Raw genomic sequence first — 20989 nt, forward strand, 5'->3', positions numbered from 1 at the left:
GTCTCGAAAATTTAATTTATCAAATAACTATTTTGTACCTTATCGGCTTATTTGTTAATATTTAAAGTTTTTGTTTTAATTGTTCGTTTTACTTACAATAAATACAAATGCTTATTCATTTTCTATTAAAAATTAATTGACTAAATTAATTGTTTTCAGCTAAAAATGGCATGATTTTATTTTGAATTCAGATACAAAACTATCAATATTCTTGAAATTTAAATCAAAAAGTAAAATATTAATTACTTTTCTTTTTGTTACTATATTAATAATTCCGTCATATCCAAATAAATCAATTCAAGCTCAAATAAAGATTTTTGAGAGGAATAAAAATGAATTGAACAATGATGAAACTATATTTAAATCGGATACAAGAATAAAAATTGATTTAGGAGGAAGCTGGAATATTTCTTTCGATAATTCTGAAGTGTTTACAAACATAAATGTCCCTTTTGCAGCTGATTACAGAAATTCACTCGTTATTAACCGGAGTTTTGATGTAAATGATTCTCTTCTATCAAAGTATAATTTTATATTTTATGCTGAAAGTATTAATTATGAATCCGAAGTTACAATCAACAATGTCATAGTATCAAGAAATAATGGCGGTAGTAAATTTATCTATAACGACATACAAGAGAACTTAATACAGAATAATAACAATATTTCAATCAAAATATCGGGAGCACTTAATAATTCAAAAACTTTCCCACTCGCTTCGCAAGTAAACTATGCACGAAATTATGCTGGTGTTCTTGGCAATGTATACATTCTTGCAGTCCCGAAGATATACATATCCGAATCACTTATTAAATACACATTCTCGAATGATAATGTAATAGCCTTTACAAATAATATCAGTGTTAACTCACTTTACATTGATACACTGATGCTTGAAGGAAGCAGCTTTTATGTAATATCGGACATAATTAGAATTTCAGACACAGTAAAAATATTCGAAAGTCCAATCACAAAATTTGATCCCAGGAATTATCAGAATTACAAGTTATCAAATATATTAACAATAAAGAATATTGACCTTTGGTCTGCAGAGAATCCAACACTGTACTTGGTCAGAACTTCATTATACTATAAGGATGAACTTATTGATAATGTAATTTACGAAACCGGGTTTAAGAATATCGTTATAGAAGGAAATAGTATTTTAATTAATGGATTAAACTTAGCTATAAAAGGTATTAATTATTTTGAAGATCAACCATTAAATGCAAATGCACTAGATTACAGTTCCGTTGAAAAGGACCTCAAAAATATAAAAGAACTTGGATTTAATACCATCAGAGTTCCTGGCAAATCAGCTCATCCTTTTGTTGTTAGAGCTGCTCAAAGAATCGGGCTTTATTTATTCCAAGAATACCCGTTTAATGAAATACCATCGAGTTTATTAAAGGAAGAAAGTTTTATTAATGAGGGAATAGATTTCTGTTCTAATATAATTAAACGTGATTTATATTCACCTGCAATACTTGCATGGGGAATAGGCAATGACTTTGATGTAACAGTACCCGAATCAGAAAGATATGCGTTAAAAATTAAAGAAGCCATAAGACAACTTGACAACCGACCAATTTATTATACTACAAAAAATCTTACAAACGATAAAATTGCGGGCATTGTTGGTTTTAAAGGTTATAATCTAACTGACCATGATTTTAATACTGCTAAAACAAGCATTGAAAAATTAAGCAAAACAGAACTTGTTTTCATTTCATCTCTGGGAGTTGCGACAGATAACAATAACAGAAACGGGTATGGTGATTTCAGAAGTGCAGAATATCAGGCAAAATATCTTACTGAGATTATAAGTTCGTTGCATCCAAAACAGGGATTCATGATTAGCTCATATGCAGATTTTAATGCAGAAGCACCCTTCATTATTCATTACAACGAATCAGCACCGTCTTTGAAAACAAACGGTATCTACGATTATGAAAGAAATCCAAAATACTCAAATACGATTATGAGAAGAATGCTTAATAATCAGGGCTTTCAGAAAATACCGGAAGGAAATGTTTCATACTCACACTCAAAATCATCGAATTATTTCATAGTATTTGGTCTGCTGATAATCATTCTTCTTTTGTTGGTACTAAGCAAAATTCGATATTTTAAAGACAACATTGTTAGAAGCGTAATCACTCCAAGAAATTTTCTATACACTATTAAAGAACAGAATGACGTACCGTATTTTCATAGTATTATACTGATAATTATCCTTTCTTCAATACTTAGCTTGCTATTCAGTTCTCTATTGTACAACATTAGAATTGAATCAAATTTTGAGTTAATCTTTTCAAAATTAATTGACAATTTTTCGTTAAAAATATTTGCAATTCATATATTGAACAATCCGGTTTTATTGTTTTTAATGCTATTTTTAATTATTGCTATTTTATTCTTTTTAACGTACTTAATGACAAATCTTTTAATAAGACTCTTAAAGAGAAAAGCGATATTGCGTCCCTCATTCGCTGTCACGATCTGGTCATTTGTTTTGTTCGTGATATTTCTTCCATTTGGAATAATATTCAGCAAAATAATTGACACAAATAGTTCGACAATAATACTCTTTACAGTATATCTTTACCTGGGTGTACTAGCTTACTCATTAGTTAAATTAATAAATGGAGTAAAATACGTGTTTGATTTAGGCTTGGTAAAATCGTATTTTTACGGTGTTTTACTGATAGCAATAATATTCACTTTAAATTACTATTACTTTTTTTCTTATAAATCCGTCGGTATTTTTATCGATTTAATTAACAGTTATAACTGATTGTATTTATCAAAACTTGAAATATTCGGTTTTAAATCTTTTCCTGAGAAAACGACTATTGAATTCAGCGGTGGAGTCTCAGCTATAGTTGGACCTAACGGTTCAGGTAAATCAAATATTGTTGATGCACTGAGATGGGTTTTAGGAGAACAGGGTGATAAAGCTCTCAGAAGTGAAAGAAGAGAAGATGTAGTATTCAGCGGAACGAGTAAAAGAAAACCGTTGAGTATAGCAGAAGTAGCACTTACAATCCAAAATAACCGAAACATTCTCCCAACAGAATATTCAGAGGTACAAATTGCAAGACGATTTTACAGAAGCGGTGATACAGAGTACTATCTGAACGGTACAAAAGTGAGACTAAAAGACATAAAAACGCTTTTTCTTGATACCGGAATCGGACCGGATGCGTATTCGGTTATTGAGCTAAAAATGGTTGAGACTATACTCTCACACGTAAAGAATGAGAGAAGAAAAATGTTTGAAGAAGCATCGGGAATAGTTTCGTATAAACAAAACCGAGACCTTACATTTAAAAAGCTTGAATCTGTAAAAGAAACGCTTAAAAGAGTCAATGATATAATTCGTGAGAAACAGAGAAATGTTTCAACTCTTGAACGACAAGCAAAAAAGAATGAAGAAGCTAAAATTGTTTTTAATGAATTAAAACTGCTGGAAATAGTCTTTTACTCTTACGAATATGATAAGATGCATTTCGAGATTAAGGAGATTAAAGACCATGAAAATGAAAACATAACATTTAAAGCAAAGCTTGAATCAGAACTTCGGCTAAGTAACAGTAAATATGATTCCATTCAGCCGGAAATATACGAACTTGAAAGAAGCTCAAGTGAGATAAATGATGAACTTGATGAGGTAAAGGACCGTATAAACAAACTTGAAAGAGATAATCTTGTTAAAACAGAAAAAAGCAAGAACCTAAACTCAAACATTGAAAGGTTAACAGAGGAGATAGACACACTTTCTGAAAATTTGGACAAGAATAAAGCCAAGAATGATGAACTCGAAAAAGTAATATCGGTACTAAAACGCACAATTGAAATTTCAGAAGTGTCACTTTTAGAGAAAAAAGCAAATGTCGATAGAACCATTACACTGATTACAAATAAGAAGACGGAAATTTCAGATATTGGTATCAACGTTAAGGAGAACTTGAAAAAATTTAATCGGCAGAAGACAGAGTATGAAAAGAACAAATTCTCTCAGGAGAATAATCTTGAACGTCTTAAACATATTTCCGAAAATAGCAAAGATTTACTGGAAGAAATATCACATCTCGAGAAGGAAAAATATTCATATCAGGAAGAACTCGAAAGTGTGACTAAAAGTAAACGAAATATCGAAACTGAACTCAGGGCTGAGATTGAAAAAAGACAAAAATTTAACAATAAAATTGAGTCTCTTCGCAGAGAGATGACAGACCTGACGATAAATCTTCAAAATAACAAGAGCAAAACTGAATATCTTCAGAATATTATAGATAACTTTGAAGATTTCGCAGAAGGAATCAAACATATTAAGAATGATAAAACAATAGATTATACTAAAACTGTTCTTGATTCCATAGAGGTAGACGATAAGTATAAAATTGCAGTAGAAACAGCTCTGGGTGAAATCGCTAATTATTTAATTGTTGATGATTCAAGATACCTTAATAAGCTGATTGATAAACTTTCGAACGATGATAAAGGAAAGGTAACATTCATTCTTAACGACAAACTGATGTCGGAGAACAGTTCTTTAATACATTTTGATTATCAATATTTCAATCCTGATTTACTAAAAGACAGCAGTGTTTTAGGTTTTGCCGATAAATTTATTACGTGTAAAAACAAAGAAGATGAATTTCTTTTCCGATATATTCTCGATGAATATGTAATAGTTGCAGATCTTGATGCAGCTTTTAGACTTTCCTCGGATAACTATTACAAGTTTATTACTCTTGACGGGGATATTGTCACACAAAGCGTTGTAAGAGCAGGCGGTAAAACAAAAGAAGAGAATATCAGATTCGGACGAGAAAACCAAATTGAAAAGTTGAGAAAAGAAATGTTTGAGCTTGAAGACAAGCTCAGGTATAGTGAAGAGGAGTTAAACGGACAAATAAGTAATCTGAACCAATTAAATGATTCAGAAATAAAATTAAAGCTAGATGAACTCAATAAATCTGCAGTTAAACTAAATAATGACATTTCTCTGATAGACTTCAGACTGTCTGACCTAAACAAGAATGTTTCAGAAAACGACAATGTATATAAGAAATTGAAAGAAGATAATGAAAAACTTACAGTCCATATTAATGATTTCATTAAGATACTTTCAAAACTTGAGAATGAGCAATCTAATCTTGAAAAAGAACTTTCCTTTTTAACTGAAGAATATACTCAGGTAGACATCGAGCACTCACAAAACCAATCAGATTATAGCACTTTCCTTATAGAATTCAATCGCCTTAAAAACGAGCTCAAAAATGAAGAAAACAATTTAGCAAGAATACAAAATACACTTGAATTTCAGAACGCACAAATAAAGAAAGATAGACTACAGATTGAAAAGAATAAATCCGAACTTGAAGAATATGCTGTATTAATATCTTCTAATATTGATGAGATTCAGAAACTGGGACATGAAAGGAATGCAATAAAGAAGCGACTTGATGATAATGATGAAATATTGAACATCAAAAAATCGGAGAAGGAGATAATCGAAAAAGAGCAAAGGGTTAAGAGACATGAATTTGATAAGGTATCTCAGCTGTTAGTAGAATCACAAATTAAAATTAGAGAATATGAAATCCGCTCAGAGCAGTATACTGATATCCTTTATAAGAAATATGAGATAAACATTGAAAATCCTCCTGAAGAATTATTAAATGATCTTCTTGAAACTAAAAAAAGTTATTTGGACGAAGACAATCATTTTGATGAGGACAAAGCCTTGAAGGAAATAGATTCTTTATCAGAAAGACTTAAAAGACTTGGAGGTGGTTTCCAGCAGATTATTTGGGATGATTTTCTGAACGAGAAAGATGAATTAGATAAGATGATTGTGCAAAGAGATGATCTCCTTGAGTCTGAGAAAGACATTAACAAAACAATAGAGAAAATCAACAACGAAGCGAAAGAAAGATTTCTAAAGACTTTCGAAGAAATAAGACAGAACTTTATACACATTTTCAAAGAGCTGTTTCAGGAAGGAGATGAAGCTAACCTGAAGCTCGTTTTCGATGAAGATGAAAACGGTAAGATAAGTGATGATCCACTTGAAGCAAAAATCGAAATCACGGCAAAACCAAGGGGTAAAAGACCTACATCTATAGAATTACTATCCGGCGGGGAAAAGACTTTAACGGCAATAGCATTACTGTTTGCTATTTATCTTGTCAAACCGTCACCTTTCTGTGTATTGGATGAAGTTGATGCACCTCTGGATGTGGCAAATCTTGGTAGGTTTAACAGAATGATACGAAAGTTTTCTGAAAAAACACAGTTTATACTTATTACACACAATGAAAGAACAATGGAAACTGTTGATACGCTTTACGGAGTGACCATGCAAGAACCCGGTGTTACAACAATTGTGGAAACAAGATTTAAAGACAACTAATAAAATTGAAATACCCTAAGCTTAAGATATTCTGTGATTTTGACGGAACAGTTACAAAGAATGACGTATGGGTTGATGCTCTTGGAAGGTTCATAAAAGATAAAAAAGCTTTCAATATCGTATGTAAAGACTTTGAATTTGGAAGAATTACATCCCGAGAATGCATTAAACGGGAACTTAACCTGATTGAGGATTTCAGTTTGGAGATATTCGATACTTTTATTGAGCAACAGGAATTAGACGATTACTTTCTTGAATTTATTGCATACTGCAAGCAAATGAAATTTGAAGTAATATTACTAAGTGAGGGACTCGATTATTATGTCAACTATGTTATTAAGAAGTTTGAAATAGAACTGAAATATTACTCCAATAGATCAATACTTCTTAATTCAAACGGAAAAGTAAAACTAACTTGTGATTTTCCTTTTTCTGATGAGCACTGTAATTCATGCGGAGTAAGCAAAAGGAATTTACTGATGGCAAATACAAACGAACTTGATAAGGAAATATCTGTGTTCATCGGAGATGGAGTTTCAGACTTTTGTGTCAGCAATTATGCAGACGTTGTATTTGCAAAGAATAAACTTGCTTCTTACTGCTGGAGAAATAATATAACTTATTACGAATACAAAGATTTCAGAGATATTAAGAATAAATTCATGAAAATAATTGAAAATGGAGTTTTTAAGCAAAAGCAAAATGCCAAAACATTAAGAAAAGAAGTTCTTTTAGGAGGATAAAGTGAAGCAACTTGGAAAAATATTATTTAAGTACCGCAGCTACACACCATTACCGTTTATTTTTTGTATGATTCTGTTTATGGAACCAAATTTATTCTCCATAGTGGCAGGTCTTTGTGTTGTTATTATAGGCGAAGCAATAAGAGTATGGTCAGTGGGATATGCAGGAAGCGAGACGAGAACAACATCAGGAGTAGGTGGTTCAAATTTAGTTACACAAGGTCCATACTCGATAATAAGAAATCCACTGTACTGGGGAAACATAATGATTTATTCAGGATTCGGAATAATGAGTAACGCTTTGTTTCCATACCTACTAATAATAGCATTTTTATATTTTGTATTCCAATATTATCTGATTATAATCAATGAAGAAGAATATCTGAAGAAAACATACAAAGAAGAATTTATTGAATACTGCAAACATGTAAAACGTTTCTTCCCTATTTCGAAACCACTTCCGGACAGAATTAGATCTAAACTATTGTTTGATTTAAGAGAGGGAATTAAGTCAGAGAAAAGGTCTCTGCAAGCACTTACTATCGTTTCTATCATAATACTAATAAAGTATATTTTTCTGTAATAGAAATGAATAAAACTGATATATTTGTAATCGCAGGTGAATCATCGGGTGATTCTCATTCGGCAAGACTAATACAAGATATACTTGAAATTAACAAGAATCTAATTATTTATGGTATAGGTGGTGGCAGATTACAGGAACAAGGCGTAAAAATATTATTTAACTATTCGGAAATAAATTATATCGGGTTTGCTAACATTGCCAGAAATTATTTTCATCTAAAGGACAGATTAGAGTATACTGCAAACAAAATTATTGAACTCTCTCCAAAGGTACTAATACTTTGTGACTCCCCCGGTTTCAACTTAAGAATCGCAAAGAAGATCAGAAAAGTATATGGTGGAAAGATAATGTATTACATTACACCACAGGTTTGGGCTTGGCATAAGAAAAGGATTAAACAACTTAAGAAATACATTGACACTTGTTTCACAATTTTACCTTTTGAAGAAGAGATACTAAATAAGGAAGGAATAAAAGCGTACTATTCCGGAAGCCCTGTTTTAAGACATTGCGAAGAGTATCTTGAAAATGCAAATAAAGAAGAGAGGAAGCATAAAGTTGTGTCAATTATGCCGGGTACGAGAAAAGAAGAGATTACAAGAATATTACCGACTCTTAATGAAATCGGGAAAATTCTAGTATTAAAACATGATTGTGAAATAAATCTTATTTGTTCAGAGAATTTAGGAAAAGAATTTTATTCCAAGTATATTAATTGCGACCACATTAAACTTAAACTTTGGACAAAAGAAAGTAATCTTAATACAATTTTTAACTCTGATTTTGTAATAACAAAATTTGGTACGTCAAATCTTGAATGTGCTTTTCTTGGTATACCATTTGTAGCTGTATATAAAGCAAGTTTACTAAACTATTTAATAGCAAAGATGCTTGTAAATCTAAAGTATTTATCTTTGGTAAATATCGTAATGAAAAAAGAAGTCGTTAAAGAGTATATTCAAAATGAATTCAAACCAAACAATGTTATTAAAGAGACAGAGAAAATATTTTCGGACATCGCTTATAAGAATAAAATGCTGAGTGAATTCAGTATGTTAAAAGAAAGATTTGATAAAGAGAAAATTAATCCTGCAGAGTATATTTGCAAAGAAGTTTGAATAATTTAATTGCAATATTAAGATTATTTCTTTTCCCACTTTCCGTAATATATTACTTAATAATAAAATCACGGAATTTACTTTACGACTCAGGTATAATAAAACAAGCAACTTTTAGAACTCCTATTATTTCTGTAGGAAATATTACAACAGGGGGAACGGGGAAAACACCATTTGTAATGTTTTTAACAGAATATTTCATCAAGAAAGGAAAGAAGGTCGGAGTAATTTCGAGAGGTTATAAAAGTTATACAAACGAACTAATTATAGCTCATGATGGTGAAAATGTTACTGCAAATGTTAAACAAACAGGTGATGAGCTTGGGATGATTATCAAAAGATTTTCAGATTTTAAGGAATTGTTCTTTGCTATTGCTTATTTTAATCGTGTAGAAGCAATAAGTAAGATGGAAGCTATGTTTGCACCGGATATAATATTGCTTGATGATGCGTTTCAGAACAGAAAGATAAAGAAGACAGTTGATATTGTTTTAGTTAACAAAGAAAGCGAAACATACCTGGACAAATTATTACTACCCGCAGGGAATTTGAGAGAGCCAAAATCAGCATTAAGGAGAACAGATATTGTTCTCAAAAACTTTAAGTTTTCTAAAAATAGTGGGAGTAAGGATTTTTCATTTAATTACGTGAATGAAGGATTTTACGATATAAAGTCTCAGAAGATAAATAACTACAGCGAAATCAAAGCGATAACAGTATCAGGTATAGCAGATAATAGAAGTTTTATTAATACGGTTAATAATTCAGGAATTGATATTGTAAAATCTTTTACATTTACAGATCATTTTGATTATAGAGAAGGTGATATAATGCAGTTAATGGCAGCATGGTCAGAGAATATGGTATTTATAACAACTGAAAAAGATTTTATAAAATTAAGGGAATTTAAGTTATTTTTTGATAAATGCCCTGTTTATTATTTACGAATTGATATAAATATGAATATTTACAATATTAATGAATTATTTATTAAGAAAAATATTTTATGATAGGAATTACTGTCTGTGAAAATAATTTTGACTTATACCTACAATGGCTTGAGCATTTCAATGCAAAGTATGCAATAATCGATTACAGGGAAAATGACGCATTGGATAAGTTCAGAAGTGTATCGGGACTGATATTATCAGGAGGAATAGATATTTATCCTGAATTATACAATGACTGGGAAAACAGAGTGGATAAAGGAAAATATGATACCAACAGAGACGGTTTTGAATACAAGCTGATTGAGCATGCACTGAAGTATGAAATACCTATTCTGGGAATTTGCAGAGGGTGCCAACTCCTTAATGTTTATTTTAATGGTTCACTCATTTATGATATACCGACAATTCGAAAAGTCGAGCATAGCAAAATTGATAAGAATACAATGCGGATACACAATATCAATGTTTTAAAAAATACAATTTTATACAGCTGCGTAAATAAAGAAACGGGAATTGTAAATAGTTCTCATCATCAGTCAGTTGACAGGCTTGGAGAGGGATTAATGATATCATCTAAAGCGGATGACGGGATAATTGAATCTATTGAATATGCAGATAAAAGGAACAAATCATTTCTTATGGGAATACAATGGCATCCCGAAAGGTTTACTAATTACAATGATGAATTTTCCAAGAACATTTATCATGCTTTTGAGAATTCTATAAAATGAAGTACTCTTTTTATATATCTATTGTTTTGCTTTTTCCAATTTTAACAGGTTTTACTATTTACATTCCAAGAGAAGATCTGCAGAAACAGCTTTACTATTATAAATCTGATTTAAATAGTTATGAGTCAAAAGCAGCTGAATGGAACAGATTAATTTCCATTCTAACAATAAGACAAAAGACATTAGAGAACAGAATAAAAGTTTTATCTGAGTTACTTAAAAACATTAAAACCGGGGATAGTAAGGACGATATTTTAAGACAGGAAGCTGAATTTATAAGCCACAATGAGAAAATAGAGAAACTAAAAGAGGAATTCAAAAAAAGAATTCTATGGCTTTATAAAAAGGGTCCTGATTACCAGTATCAGATACTTTTCACATCTGATTCACCTACTAATTTTTTTGCAAGACTTCAGTATTTGAACAAACTTTCTGAGAAACGTAAAACAGATTTTGAAAGGATAAAATATGAAGAGTATGCATACGAAGAAGGTAAGAAAATAAAGGGTTACAGGAAATTAGACATATTTCGTTACATAAATAAAAAGAAGGAAGACCAAACATTGCTACTTCTTGAAAAAATGAATGTTGAGGATTCAATTTCAATGTTAAGGTCAAATGCTGATAATCTATTGTATCATGCCGAAAAACTGAAACAATTAATTTTTGAAATTGAATACACACTTTCTAATGATCAAGAAGGGAACAAGTACGAACTCAAAACTACACCGGATTATGAATCTGATAGTTTTGATTCACTAAAAGGAGTACTGATTTTTCCAGTGAACAGCACATATATTATAAACGATTTTGGAAAATCAATTGACAGAAATACCGGGTCCATAATGAATAACGAAGGTATAGATGTAAGTATTGCCGAGAATTCAGATGTAAGATGTGTAGCAGACGGAGTTGTTGAAAATATCTTGGATGTACCTTTTTATAGGAAAATTATTATTATCAAACACAGTAACGGATACAGGACTATTTATGGTTTAGTAAAAGATATTAAGATAAATATTGGTGACAAAGTAGCTGCAAGTAAAATAATCGCTTCAACATCAAAAAATCTTGATGGACAAATATTTCACTTTGAAATCAGAAAAGGAACAATTCCCGAAGACCCTAAATACTGGGTTGCAAGGGTAAAACAGGTTATATGAAATTAAACAAAAAGAATCCTACAGTAAGCATTATAATGCCCGTTTATAACAGAAAGAAGTTATTTTACAGGGCATACAATTCTGTAATGAATCAGTCTTACAACGATTACGAATTGATAGTAGTTGATGATGGCAGCAATGACAGATTTCATAATAAGCTGTTTGAGATAATGGAGCATGATTACCGAGTTAAATATATGAAGCATTCTAATAGAGGAACAGCATTATCACTCAATGCCGGGATAAGAATATCACAGGGTAAATATATTACATTTCTTGATTCTGATGACGAATATGGTAAAGAACACATTTCGAATAGGATTAGATATATGAACAGATATAAAAAGGTAGATATAATTCATTCTCCTGCAATATTAATAGGCAGAGATGAGGATATGTATGTTCCCGATGTTAGGAATAAGAAGAAACTTGTACATTTAAAAAATTGTGTACTGGGTGCAACGATTTTTGGAAGAAGAGAAGCATATTACAAACTAGATGGATTCAAGAATATATTTTCATACGATTCAGACTTTATAAATAGAGCAATTAAATTATTAAATGTAAAGAGATTAGATTTTATGACATATTTTTATTACAGGGATACGAGCGATAGTGTACTCACCAAATTAAAGAATAAAATGAATGATAAATGATGATTTGAAATACATGCGAGAATGCCTGAAACTTGCAATAAAAGGAAGAGGGAAAGTCGAACCGAATCCTATGGTGGGTTGTGTAATAGTCAAGAACAGACAAATTATTGGAAAAGGTTACCATAAAAGATTTGGATTTCATCATGCAGAAATAAATGCCATAAATAACGCGTTGAAAGCGGGAAATGACTTAAGAAACAGCACTTTATATGTCAATCTGGAACCGTGCTCACATTTTGGGAAAACACCTCCTTGTACAGATTTTATAATAAAGAACAAGATAAAAAGAGTTGTGATTGGAATGAAAGATCCGAATAAGCAAGTTAATGGCAAAGGTATCACAAAATTACGGAAAGCAGGTATTGAAGTCTGGACAGGAGTATTGAATGAGGATTGCATAAATTTGAATGAAAGATTCATAGTAAATATAACTGAAAAACGTCCGTATGTTACATTAAAAATTGCACAGAGTATTGATGGGAAAATCGCTCTAAATAATTTTAAATCCCAGTGGATAACTAATATACGTTCAAGGGAGTTAACACATCATATAAGAAGTAATTATGATTGTATTCTAATTGGAAAGAATTCCATAGTTCAAGATAATCCAGAGCTGACAGTCAGATTTGTCAACTCGAAGAAACATCCAGTTAGGGTTATTATAGACAAGGATTTACAGTTAACTAATAAATATAAATTACTAAAAAACAACTATCCATTAACTATAATTTATCACTCCAGCAATAAAAATGTATCGGATTTAGAATATCAAAAATACATAAGATTAAAAAGTAAATTTGGACGAATGGAAATAGCTGATATATTAAAAAGTCTTTACAAACTTGGGTATCACTCATTATTGGTTGAAGGAGGAGCGAATATATATTCTCAATTTGCAGATAAAGACTTATTTGATGAAATTAATTTGTTTATTGCACCGAAGATTTTAGGAAAAGGGATATCTTCTTTCAGGGATTATCAAATAAAGAAATTAGAAAATGCAAAGGAAGTAACATTAAAAGAAATTAAAATACTTGATAAGGATTTATTATTAATTTATAAAAATATAAAATAATGTTTACAGGAATAGTAACAGATACAGGAAAAGTTATAAAAACGACATCAAAAGGTGATAGCATAAAATTTCTAATAGCTCCATCAAAGAAAGCTTACTTAAATGACAGGAGAAAAGGTGATAGTATTGCAATAAACGGCGCTTGTATGACAATAGAGAATATAAAAAACAACCGGTTTGAATTCACGACTGTAAAAGAATCTTTGAGCAAGACTAACCTCGGTGACCTAAAAATAGGAAGTTACGTAAATCTTGAGAAACCCATGAAACTTAGTGAAAGCCTTGATGGGCACATAGTTCAGGGTCATGTGGATGCTACTGGAAAGGTTTACAAAATCAACAAGCTAAAGGATAGCTGGGAATTCTTCTTCGAATTTCCAATAAGATTTAAGAAGAATATAATTTATGTGGGCAGTATTTCAATTAACGGAATAAGCTTAACAATTGCTCAAATCGTAAAAGAGACAAAGAAAAGTGTCATTATTAAGGTTGCAATTATACCGCACACATATTCTGCAACAAATTTTAAGTATCTTAAACACGGTGACAGGATAAATCTTGAGTTTGATATGTTAGGTAAGTTTGTAATGCGGATATTAGGTAAGATAAGATAATATTTTAAAAATCAGCAAGTTAATAATTACGAGTAAATTCTACATTTAATCAGAAAACTATTTTGAGCGTTTAGTTAGAGCGTAAATAAGAGTATGGTTAGCGTATAAAGAGGCTATTTTTAAGCATTTAAGGAAGATACAATTTCATTATAGATATCACGAACGTTGATATTTTGCATACAATCGAAAGTATGAATTGGACAGTTTTTTCTTCCGTGATTTGAGCATGGGCGGCATTTCAGACCATTTATTTCAAAGATTTTATCGTTCACACCTATAGGATAAAATCCGAATTCTTTTGTAGTGGAACCAAAGAGAGCAATAACTTTTGTTCCAACAGCATTTGCCATATGCAAAGGAGCAGAATCGTTTGTAATCAGTAGAGAACAATTTTTAATCAATTCAGCTGACTGAAGAATGGTGATTTTACCAGCAAAACTGTAGACTTCATTATTAGTAGATTTTTTTATTATATTTTCACATAATTTTGTGTCATCCTTACCACCTAACAATGCAATCTTCAAGTTACTTTTATCCATCATATTCAGGAGTTCAACGAATTTTTCTTCAGGGAATCTTTTCGTGAACCAAACTGAACCGGGTGCTATACAAATAAGGTTACTTTTACTTTTAATATTGAGACCATTAAAAATTTTTATTACTTCATTTTTGTCTTCATCCGAAGGAAATAATTCGGGTTTAATTATTTTTGATTCAAATATTCCAAGCGGTTTCAACAAGTTGAGAACCCTGTTTATTTCATGTTTTTGTGAATAAGGTACTTTATCTGTGTAGAAATAAGGCAAAGAAGAATTTTCATATGAAACTCTTTTTTCCGCACCTGATAGTTTTGCTATGATAGATGAGCGTGTATATCGCTGGACAGAAATGATAACATCGTAATTATTATTTCTAACTTCTGTGATTACGTTCCGGAATCCTGAAATCCCTTTAGCAGATTCATACTTATCAAAAATAATAACTTTGTTTATGTAAGGATTACCTTTAAGAATTTCAGATGTTTTTGGAATGCACATGAAATCAATGGAATAATCACTTTTATTTTTCTTGAGAACCTGAACAAGAGGCAAGGAAAGAATAACATCACCATAGAATGCAGTTTGAATAATCAGAACCTTCATTGTTTCACATGTTTAAACCTTCTATGAATCCATAGCCACTGATCGGGATTTTCACGAATAGCGGTTTCCAATTTTTGATTAATTCTATCAGTAAGTATTTGTATATTTTCTTCAGTAGTACCTCCAATTAAGTCGTCATATAATATTTTATCAACTTTTATAAGATAGTTATAGTTTTTCTGCCTAACGGGATAAGCAAATATAAGTCCAGTATTAAATTTCAGCGCTATCTTAGCAGGACCAGAGAACGTTGCAACATTTTGACCAAAGAAGTTTGAATAGACTGAATAGTCGGGATTGGCAGACTGGTCCATAAGAAAGCACACAATACCATTTTCTTTTACAATCTTATAAATTTCACGAAGAGAGCTACCAATTTCAATTATTCTATTACCACCGAGTTCACGATAATCATTGATTTTATTATTAACAAGATTATTAGTCTGACTTTTAACAATAATATTAAGTTTTCTACGGAATATTTTCCCGTATGAGAATGCCATAATTTCCCAGTTGGAGATATGTCCGCTAAGAAAGAGGACACCGGTTCTTTTGCGTAACTCCTCGTCAACGAGATAGTAATTACTAATAGAAATAAATCTATCAAGCAAACGCTTCTTCATTCTAGGAAGGTAAAGAATTTCAAAGAGAGTAATACCAAGATTTTTAAAGACACCTTTTACTACGGAGTGTTTCCATTTGTTGTCTTCATTGGGAAAACAAAGTGTGAGGTTATTAAAAGCTACTCTCTTACGAGTCGGAAATAAGACGGGTAATAATAAGCCGAAAAGATTACCAAACTTTTGAACCATCTTTAAAGGTAATAACCTCAAGATGAAAGAAACTAACATTAGTATCGAATATGTTAAGAAGTCTGTCATCAGATTATTTCAGACTAATCTGCAAATAATGTGGCTGAATTTGATTTGACGATTGATGTATTTAAAATATCACCAATTTTGTTATTTCTCATAGAAATGATAACCGATTTATTACAATCTGTACGCCCCATTAGGAAATCATTTGATTTCTTTGAGACACCTTCGAGAAGAATATCTACTTTTTTCCCTACCATACTTTTAAAAATATCTGCTGATATTTTCCTTTGGTGATGGATTACTTCATTAAGACGTCTTGTTTTAACATCTTCAGGCACGTTATCTTCCATTCTGTATGCTTTTGTATTTTCTCTTGGTGAATAAGCGAACGTATATGCACTGTCGTATCCGACTTCGGTCATAAGGTTTAGAGTCATTTGATGTTCCTCTTCAGTTTCAGTAGGAAAACCAGTAATAATATCTGTGGAAAGTCCTATTCCAGGAATGGTTTTCTTGGCATAGTTCATAATATTGAGATACTGATCTATACTATAAAGCCTGTTCATAAGTTTCAGGATGCGCTCAGAACCTGATTGAACGGGAAGATGCAAGTAGTTACAAATATTACCGAACTCTGCCATAGTATCAATGAGTTTTTCTGAACAATCGTAAGGGTGAGATGTAGAATATCTGATTCTCATATGGGGAACTGCTACTGCAACCGATTTGAGTAAATCCGCAAAATCATTTCCTTCATCGTTGAATGAGTTAACATTCTGACCCAGCAAAGTAACTTCTTTAATACCTTCGTCAAATAGCATCTTTGCCTCGTTAACAATGCTCTCAACTTTTCTGCTTCGTTCCCTGCCACGAGTGAATGGAACGACACAAAAAGTACAGAACTTATCACAACCCCTCATGATTGAAATCCAAGCATTAATCCCCTCTTTACGAACCGGAATAATGTCATCGTAGGTTTCATATTTAGATAACTTTACAGCAACACCTCTTTCGCCTGTTTCAAAAATATTATGAATTAAATGAGGAATTTTTCTGTATTCATCGGGACCGACGATCAAGTCAACACATTTTTCCTTTTCGATTAAATCGTATCTCAGTCTTTCAGCCATACATCCGAGAATGCCTATGACTTTATAAGGATTCTTTCTTTTGTGAGCTGAAAGATGTTTCAGCCTGTTATAAATTTTTGTTTCAGCGTTTTCACGAATGGAGCAAGTGTTTAGAAGAATTACATCCGAACTATTAATATCATTGGTTTCATTGTAGCCAAAATCGCTCATAACGCTAAGCACAATTTCAGTATCGGAAAAATTCATCGCACAACCATAAGTTTCGATATAAACTTTTTTATCGTTGTTTTTACGATTAAAACTTTTTCGTTTAGGTAAATTCGAATTGTTGCTTAGTATTAAATCTTCAAACATTTAAAACTTCACTTTTTCTTTTCTAAAATACTCTTCAGTAACTTCTGCAATTCCCTTAGGATCAAGTTTCAAATCTGCATGTAATTCTTCAGGCTTTCCATGCTCAATGAACCTGTCGGGTAATCCATGCAAAAGCAGATCATTTTTAAACCCATATTGTTCAGCAAATTCAGCAACAGCACTTCCGAAACCACCAAGGATAGAATTATCTTCTATAGTAATGACTTTATTAAATTTTGCAAATGTGTTTTTTAGTAAATCAGAATCTAACGGTTTTACAAATCTCATATTGATAATTTCAACATCTATACCTTTTTCCTTTAATAAATCTGCTGCAAGTGAAGCATTATGAACCATGTTTCCAACAGCAAGAATTGCAATATCTTTTCCCTCTCTGACTACTTCTCCTTTACCGATAACCAACTGTTGAAAATCCGTTATCGGGACTCCAAGAGCATTACCTCTCGGGTAACGCATAGAAACCGGACCCTTTTTATAAAGAGTTGCTGTATAAAGCATATTCCTTAATTCATTTTCATCTTTAGGAGCCATTATAACCATATTAGGGATCAACCTCAGGTAAGAAAGGTCAAATGAACCGTGATGGGTAGGACCATCAGCACCGACAAGCCCTCCCCTGTCGAGAACAAACACGACACTAAGCTTCTGGGTTGAGACATCATGTATAATCTGATCAAATGCTCTTTGAAGGAATGTTGAATAAATTGCGACAACCGGGGTATATCCTTCGGTAGCTAGCCCAGCTGCGAATGTGACACCGTGCTGCTCAGCAATACCAACGTCAAAATATCTTTCAGGAATTTCATTTTGTAAGATACTAAGTCCGGTACCATCGGGCATTGCAGCAGTAATACCAATTATCCTTTCGTCTTTCTTAGCAAGTTCAACGAGAGCTTCGCCGAATATTTTTGTGTAAGCAGGAACTGTAGCTTTTTTATACTCTATACCAGTAGTTTTGTCAAAAGGATTTAACGCATGAAGTTTCTGGAAATGTTCCGGAGCATAAGAAGGACCTTTACCCTTTTCAGTAAAGATATGAACAAGAACAGGACCAGTGAAATTTTTAATTTCTTCAAAAGTCTTAACCAGATTTACTACATTGTGACCATTTAAGGGGCCGAAATACCTAAATCCAAGTGCTTCGAAAAGCATACCTGGAGTTAAAACACCTTTTAATCCACCTTCAATTTTTGCTGCCAGAGCACGAAGTCTGTCGCTATTTTTCTTGTCGACTTTACCTGTAAGATTCCAAACTTTGTTTCTTAATTTATTGTATGATTCATTCAACATCAACTCTGTAAAATAATTCTGTACTGACCAAACATTCGGAGCAATAGACATTCTGTTATCATTTAGAACAACGATCATATCCTTTTTAAGAAGTCCGATATTATTCATAGCTTCGTAAGCCATACCGCCTGTCATGGAACCATCACCAATTATTGAAACAACCTTAAATTTTTTCTTTTGGAAATCTCTAGCAGTAGCAATACCAAGGCCGGCGGATAAGGAGGTTGTAGCATGGCCAGCACCAAATGCATCGTATTCGCTCTCAGAACGCTTTAGGAAACCGCTGATACCGTCCTTCTGCCGGATGGTTTTTAACGCGTCGCGTCTTCCAGTTAATATCTTATGAATATACCCCTGATGTCCAACATCCCAAATAAGTTTATCTTTAGGAGTATCGAAGACATAATGAAGGGCCAGAGTGAGTTCAACTACTCCAAGAGATGCACCAAGATGCCCACCAATCTGAGAGATTGTGTCTATAAGATAATCACGCAGTTCATCTGACAGGACCCGAAGATCGAGTAAGTTGAGTTTTTTTAAATCTCTTGGGTATTCAATATCCTTAAGAAATTTTGTGTTATTTAAATTAAATTTTTGTTCATCCATTTATTTTTCAGGATTAATTTTTTCGATTTTAAGTTCAGCCTGAGAAAGTTTATCCCTGCAAATCTTTAGCAGTTTAAGACCTTCCTGATAATTCTCAATTATCGAGTCTAGAGACTTCCGGTCGATATTTTCTTCCAAATCACTAAGTATCTTTTCGAGTTTTCGGAAAGAATACTCAAACGAATCTGTATTAACTTTTTCTTTTGCCATAATTAGATGTAAAACAAAAATAACATTAATAAAATTAATTTATTATTGAAATAAGCGTAGTATTTCAGTTAACAGTTGCATCAACGCTTCCATCGTGAAATCTAATATTCACTGAATCATTGCTGTTCAAATCTATTTTACCTGAAACTATTTTACTATGTTTTGTAATCACTGCAAAACCTCGTTTTAGGGTATTATCCGGACTTAAGTTTTTTAGAATCTTTTCTTTGTAGTCCAAATCGTTTTTACAAAATGTAATTCTATCTTTACACAATGAAGCTAAAGAATCATGCTTTTCTTCTAAATCTAATTTATAGTATTCTAAAGTATCAGAAAAAATCTTATACAATTCATCACTTATCTCATCAACACGAATCTTAACATCATTCAGGATATCTCTTGGCTTATTGAATGCATAATTGGACTGAATTCTATCAAGACTCTCTCTGTAAAAAGCAATTCTGTCAAAGACTAATGACTTTAGGTCGTAATCATAATTGTTAAGGTTGTCCAAAAGCTCCCTTTTATCGGGAAGAATCATCTCAGCAGCGGCAGAAGGGGTAGGTGCCCTTAAGTCAGCAACGAAATCGCAAATAGTATAATCAACCTCATGCCCTACGGCACTGACGACTGGAATTTTTGATTGACAAACTGCTCTTGCCACATCTTCTTCGTTGAAAGTCCAGAGGTCTTCTATAGAACCACCACCTCTTGCAATTACGATAACATCAAAATCGATGGGAAGGTCATTTGCCTGCTTTATTGCCCTGCAAACACTTTCAATAGAGCCTTTACCCTGAACTAATACAGGAAAAAGGTAAAGCATGAAATTCGAATATCTTTTTTTAGCTACTTTTATAAAGTCTTCGATAACTGCACCTGACTCAGAAGTAATAATTGCTACATTTTGGGGAAAATCAGGAATATGCTTTTTTCTTTCCTCATCGAACAAGCCTTCTTTGAGAAGTTTTTCTTTAAGTCTATTAAAAGCTGCCTGCAACTCTCCGATACCCACTTCAGTGATGCTATAAACTTCAATTGCATAGGTTCCCCGCGGTTCATAGACAGTAACTCTACCCCTAATAAGGACTTTCATTCCGTCCTCTGGCTTGAATTTAAGTTGGTTAAATCGGAAACTCCAAAGATTGCAAGAAATTTGAGACTTATTATCTTTAAGGACAAAGTAAGAATGTCCTGAAGGCATTGCTCTTCTGAAACCAGAAATTTCACCTAAAACAAAAACATCATTCAAACGAGTTTCAAGAGTTTGTTTGATAAAGGAGGTTAATTCTGATACGGTCAGAGGATGCTCATCTTCAGTATTTTGGAATAAACTATTCAAATTCATAAGCATTACTTAAATGAAAAAACCCCGCTATTTAACCAGCGAGGTTTTG

General features: G+C 32.2%; 17 protein-coding genes. 11 read left to right on the forward strand and 6 right to left on the reverse strand.

The window, feature by feature from the left end; genetic code table 11:
* The first annotated feature begins 181 nt into the window (after window positions 1–181).
* The 11 genes from WC644_05650 (at window position 182) to WC644_05700 (ending at window position 14060) form a co-directional block, all read left to right on the forward strand.
* Window positions 182–2797 (forward strand): glycoside hydrolase family 2 TIM barrel-domain containing protein, encoded by a 2616-nt coding sequence (locus WC644_05650; protein ID MFA5011421.1) that lies wholly within the window; start codon window positions 182–184, stop codon window positions 2795–2797.
* Window positions 2798–6424: a chromosome segregation protein SMC gene (gene smc / locus WC644_05655; protein MFA5011422.1), complete on the forward strand. Its 3627-nt coding sequence runs from the start codon at window positions 2798–2800 to the stop codon at window positions 6422–6424. It abuts the gene before it with no gap.
* Between the two features lie 5 nt (window positions 6425–6429).
* Complete coding sequence (locus tag WC644_05660; GenBank protein ID MFA5011423.1) at window positions 6430–7167, forward strand: HAD-IB family phosphatase; 738 nt, start codon at window positions 6430–6432, stop codon at window positions 7165–7167.
* A gap of 79 nt (window positions 7168–7246) precedes the next feature.
* Complete coding sequence (locus tag WC644_05665) at window positions 7247–7750, forward strand: isoprenylcysteine carboxylmethyltransferase family protein (GenBank protein ID MFA5011424.1); 504 nt, start codon at window positions 7247–7249, stop codon at window positions 7748–7750.
* A gap of 5 nt (window positions 7751–7755) precedes the next feature.
* On the forward strand, window positions 7756–8871 hold the full coding sequence (gene lpxB, locus WC644_05670; GenBank protein MFA5011425.1) for a lipid-A-disaccharide synthase: 1116 nt from the start codon (window positions 7756–7758) through the stop codon (window positions 8869–8871).
* Window positions 8868–9881, forward strand: a complete 1014-nt coding sequence (gene lpxK / locus WC644_05675; GenBank protein MFA5011426.1) for a tetraacyldisaccharide 4'-kinase — start codon at window positions 8868–8870, stop codon at window positions 9879–9881. The genes lpxB and lpxK overlap by 4 nt, the downstream gene beginning before the upstream one ends.
* Entirely contained in the window at window positions 9878–10552 is a 675-nt protein-coding gene (locus WC644_05680) for a gamma-glutamyl-gamma-aminobutyrate hydrolase family protein (GenBank protein MFA5011427.1), read from the forward strand. The genes lpxK and WC644_05680 overlap by 4 nt, the downstream gene beginning before the upstream one ends.
* Window positions 10549–11715 carry a M23 family metallopeptidase gene (locus WC644_05685; protein MFA5011428.1) on the forward strand — a complete coding sequence of 389 codons (1167 nt, stop codon included), beginning with the start codon at window positions 10549–10551 and terminating at the stop codon, window positions 11713–11715. The genes WC644_05680 and WC644_05685 overlap by 4 nt, the downstream gene beginning before the upstream one ends.
* Window positions 11712–12371 (forward strand): glycosyltransferase family 2 protein, encoded by a 660-nt coding sequence (locus WC644_05690; protein ID MFA5011429.1) that lies wholly within the window; start codon window positions 11712–11714, stop codon window positions 12369–12371. The genes WC644_05685 and WC644_05690 overlap by 4 nt, the downstream gene beginning before the upstream one ends.
* Complete coding sequence (ribD, locus tag WC644_05695) at window positions 12361–13446, forward strand: bifunctional diaminohydroxyphosphoribosylaminopyrimidine deaminase/5-amino-6-(5-phosphoribosylamino)uracil reductase RibD (protein ID MFA5011430.1); 1086 nt, start codon at window positions 12361–12363, stop codon at window positions 13444–13446. Before WC644_05690 ends, ribD begins: the two co-directional genes overlap by 11 nt.
* Window positions 13446–14060, forward strand: coding sequence for a riboflavin synthase (locus tag WC644_05700; protein MFA5011431.1), 615 nt, complete (start codon window positions 13446–13448; stop codon window positions 14058–14060). The genes ribD and WC644_05700 overlap by 1 nt, the downstream gene beginning before the upstream one ends.
* 119 nt (window positions 14061–14179) lie before the next feature.
* Here the strand turns inward: WC644_05700 and WC644_05705 are convergent, their stop codons facing one another.
* The 6 genes from WC644_05705 to xseA form a co-directional block, all read right to left on the reverse strand.
* Window positions 14180–15202, reverse strand: coding sequence for a glycosyltransferase family 9 protein (locus tag WC644_05705; GenBank protein ID MFA5011432.1), 1023 nt, complete (start codon window positions 15200–15202; stop codon window positions 14180–14182).
* Entirely contained in the window at window positions 15199–16083 is an 885-nt protein-coding gene (locus WC644_05710) for a hypothetical protein (protein MFA5011433.1), read from the reverse strand. Before WC644_05710 ends, WC644_05705 begins: the two co-directional genes overlap by 4 nt.
* 14 nt (window positions 16084–16097) lie before the next feature.
* Window positions 16098–17465, reverse strand: a complete 1368-nt coding sequence (gene miaB / locus WC644_05715) for a tRNA (N6-isopentenyl adenosine(37)-C2)-methylthiotransferase MiaB (GenBank protein MFA5011434.1) — start codon at window positions 17463–17465, stop codon at window positions 16098–16100.
* Entirely contained in the window at window positions 17466–19382 is a 1917-nt protein-coding gene (gene dxs / locus WC644_05720) for a 1-deoxy-D-xylulose-5-phosphate synthase (GenBank protein MFA5011435.1), read from the reverse strand.
* Window positions 19383–19592: an exodeoxyribonuclease VII small subunit gene (gene xseB / locus WC644_05725; GenBank protein MFA5011436.1), complete on the reverse strand. Its 210-nt coding sequence runs from the start codon at window positions 19590–19592 to the stop codon at window positions 19383–19385. It lies immediately after the preceding gene.
* A gap of 64 nt (window positions 19593–19656) precedes the next feature.
* Window positions 19657–20934, reverse strand: a complete 1278-nt coding sequence (gene xseA / locus WC644_05730) for an exodeoxyribonuclease VII large subunit (GenBank protein ID MFA5011437.1) — start codon at window positions 20932–20934, stop codon at window positions 19657–19659.
* Window positions 20935–20989: the final 55 nt, after the last annotated feature.

This window comes from Ignavibacteria bacterium, assembly GCA_041649015.1.
GTDB lineage: Bacteria > Bacteroidota > Ignavibacteria > Tepidaquicellales > Tepidaquicellaceae > CAIKZJ01.

Excerpts from the sequence above, each read along its gene's own strand:
- miaB (MFA5011434.1), bottom strand. The coding sequence starts at position 17,465 with ATGTTTGAAGATTTAATACTAAGCAACAATTCGAATTTACCTAAACGA.
- WC644_05700 (MFA5011431.1), top strand. The coding sequence starts at position 13,446 with ATGTTTACAGGAATAGTAACAGATACAGGAAAAGTTATAAAAACGACA.
- ribD (MFA5011430.1), top strand. The coding sequence starts at position 12,361 with ATGATAAATGATGATTTGAAATACATGCGAGAATGCCTGAAACTTGCA.
- WC644_05705 (MFA5011432.1), bottom strand. The coding sequence starts at position 15,202 with ATGAAGGTTCTGATTATTCAAACTGCATTCTATGGTGATGTTATTCTT.
- WC644_05680 (MFA5011427.1), top strand. The coding sequence starts at position 9,878 with ATGATAGGAATTACTGTCTGTGAAAATAATTTTGACTTATACCTACAA.
- xseB (MFA5011436.1), bottom strand. The coding sequence starts at position 19,592 with ATGGCAAAAGAAAAAGTTAATACAGATTCGTTTGAGTATTCTTTCCGA.
- WC644_05685 (MFA5011428.1), top strand. The coding sequence starts at position 10,549 with ATGAAGTACTCTTTTTATATATCTATTGTTTTGCTTTTTCCAATTTTA.
- WC644_05665 (MFA5011424.1), top strand. The coding sequence starts at position 7,247 with ATGGAACCAAATTTATTCTCCATAGTGGCAGGTCTTTGTGTTGTTATT.
- lpxB (MFA5011425.1), top strand. The coding sequence starts at position 7,756 with ATGAATAAAACTGATATATTTGTAATCGCAGGTGAATCATCGGGTGAT.
- WC644_05690 (MFA5011429.1), top strand. The coding sequence starts at position 11,712 with ATGAAATTAAACAAAAAGAATCCTACAGTAAGCATTATAATGCCCGTT.
- WC644_05710 (MFA5011433.1), bottom strand. The coding sequence starts at position 16,083 with ATGACAGACTTCTTAACATATTCGATACTAATGTTAGTTTCTTTCATC.
- dxs (MFA5011435.1), bottom strand. The coding sequence starts at position 19,382 with ATGGATGAACAAAAATTTAATTTAAATAACACAAAATTTCTTAAGGAT.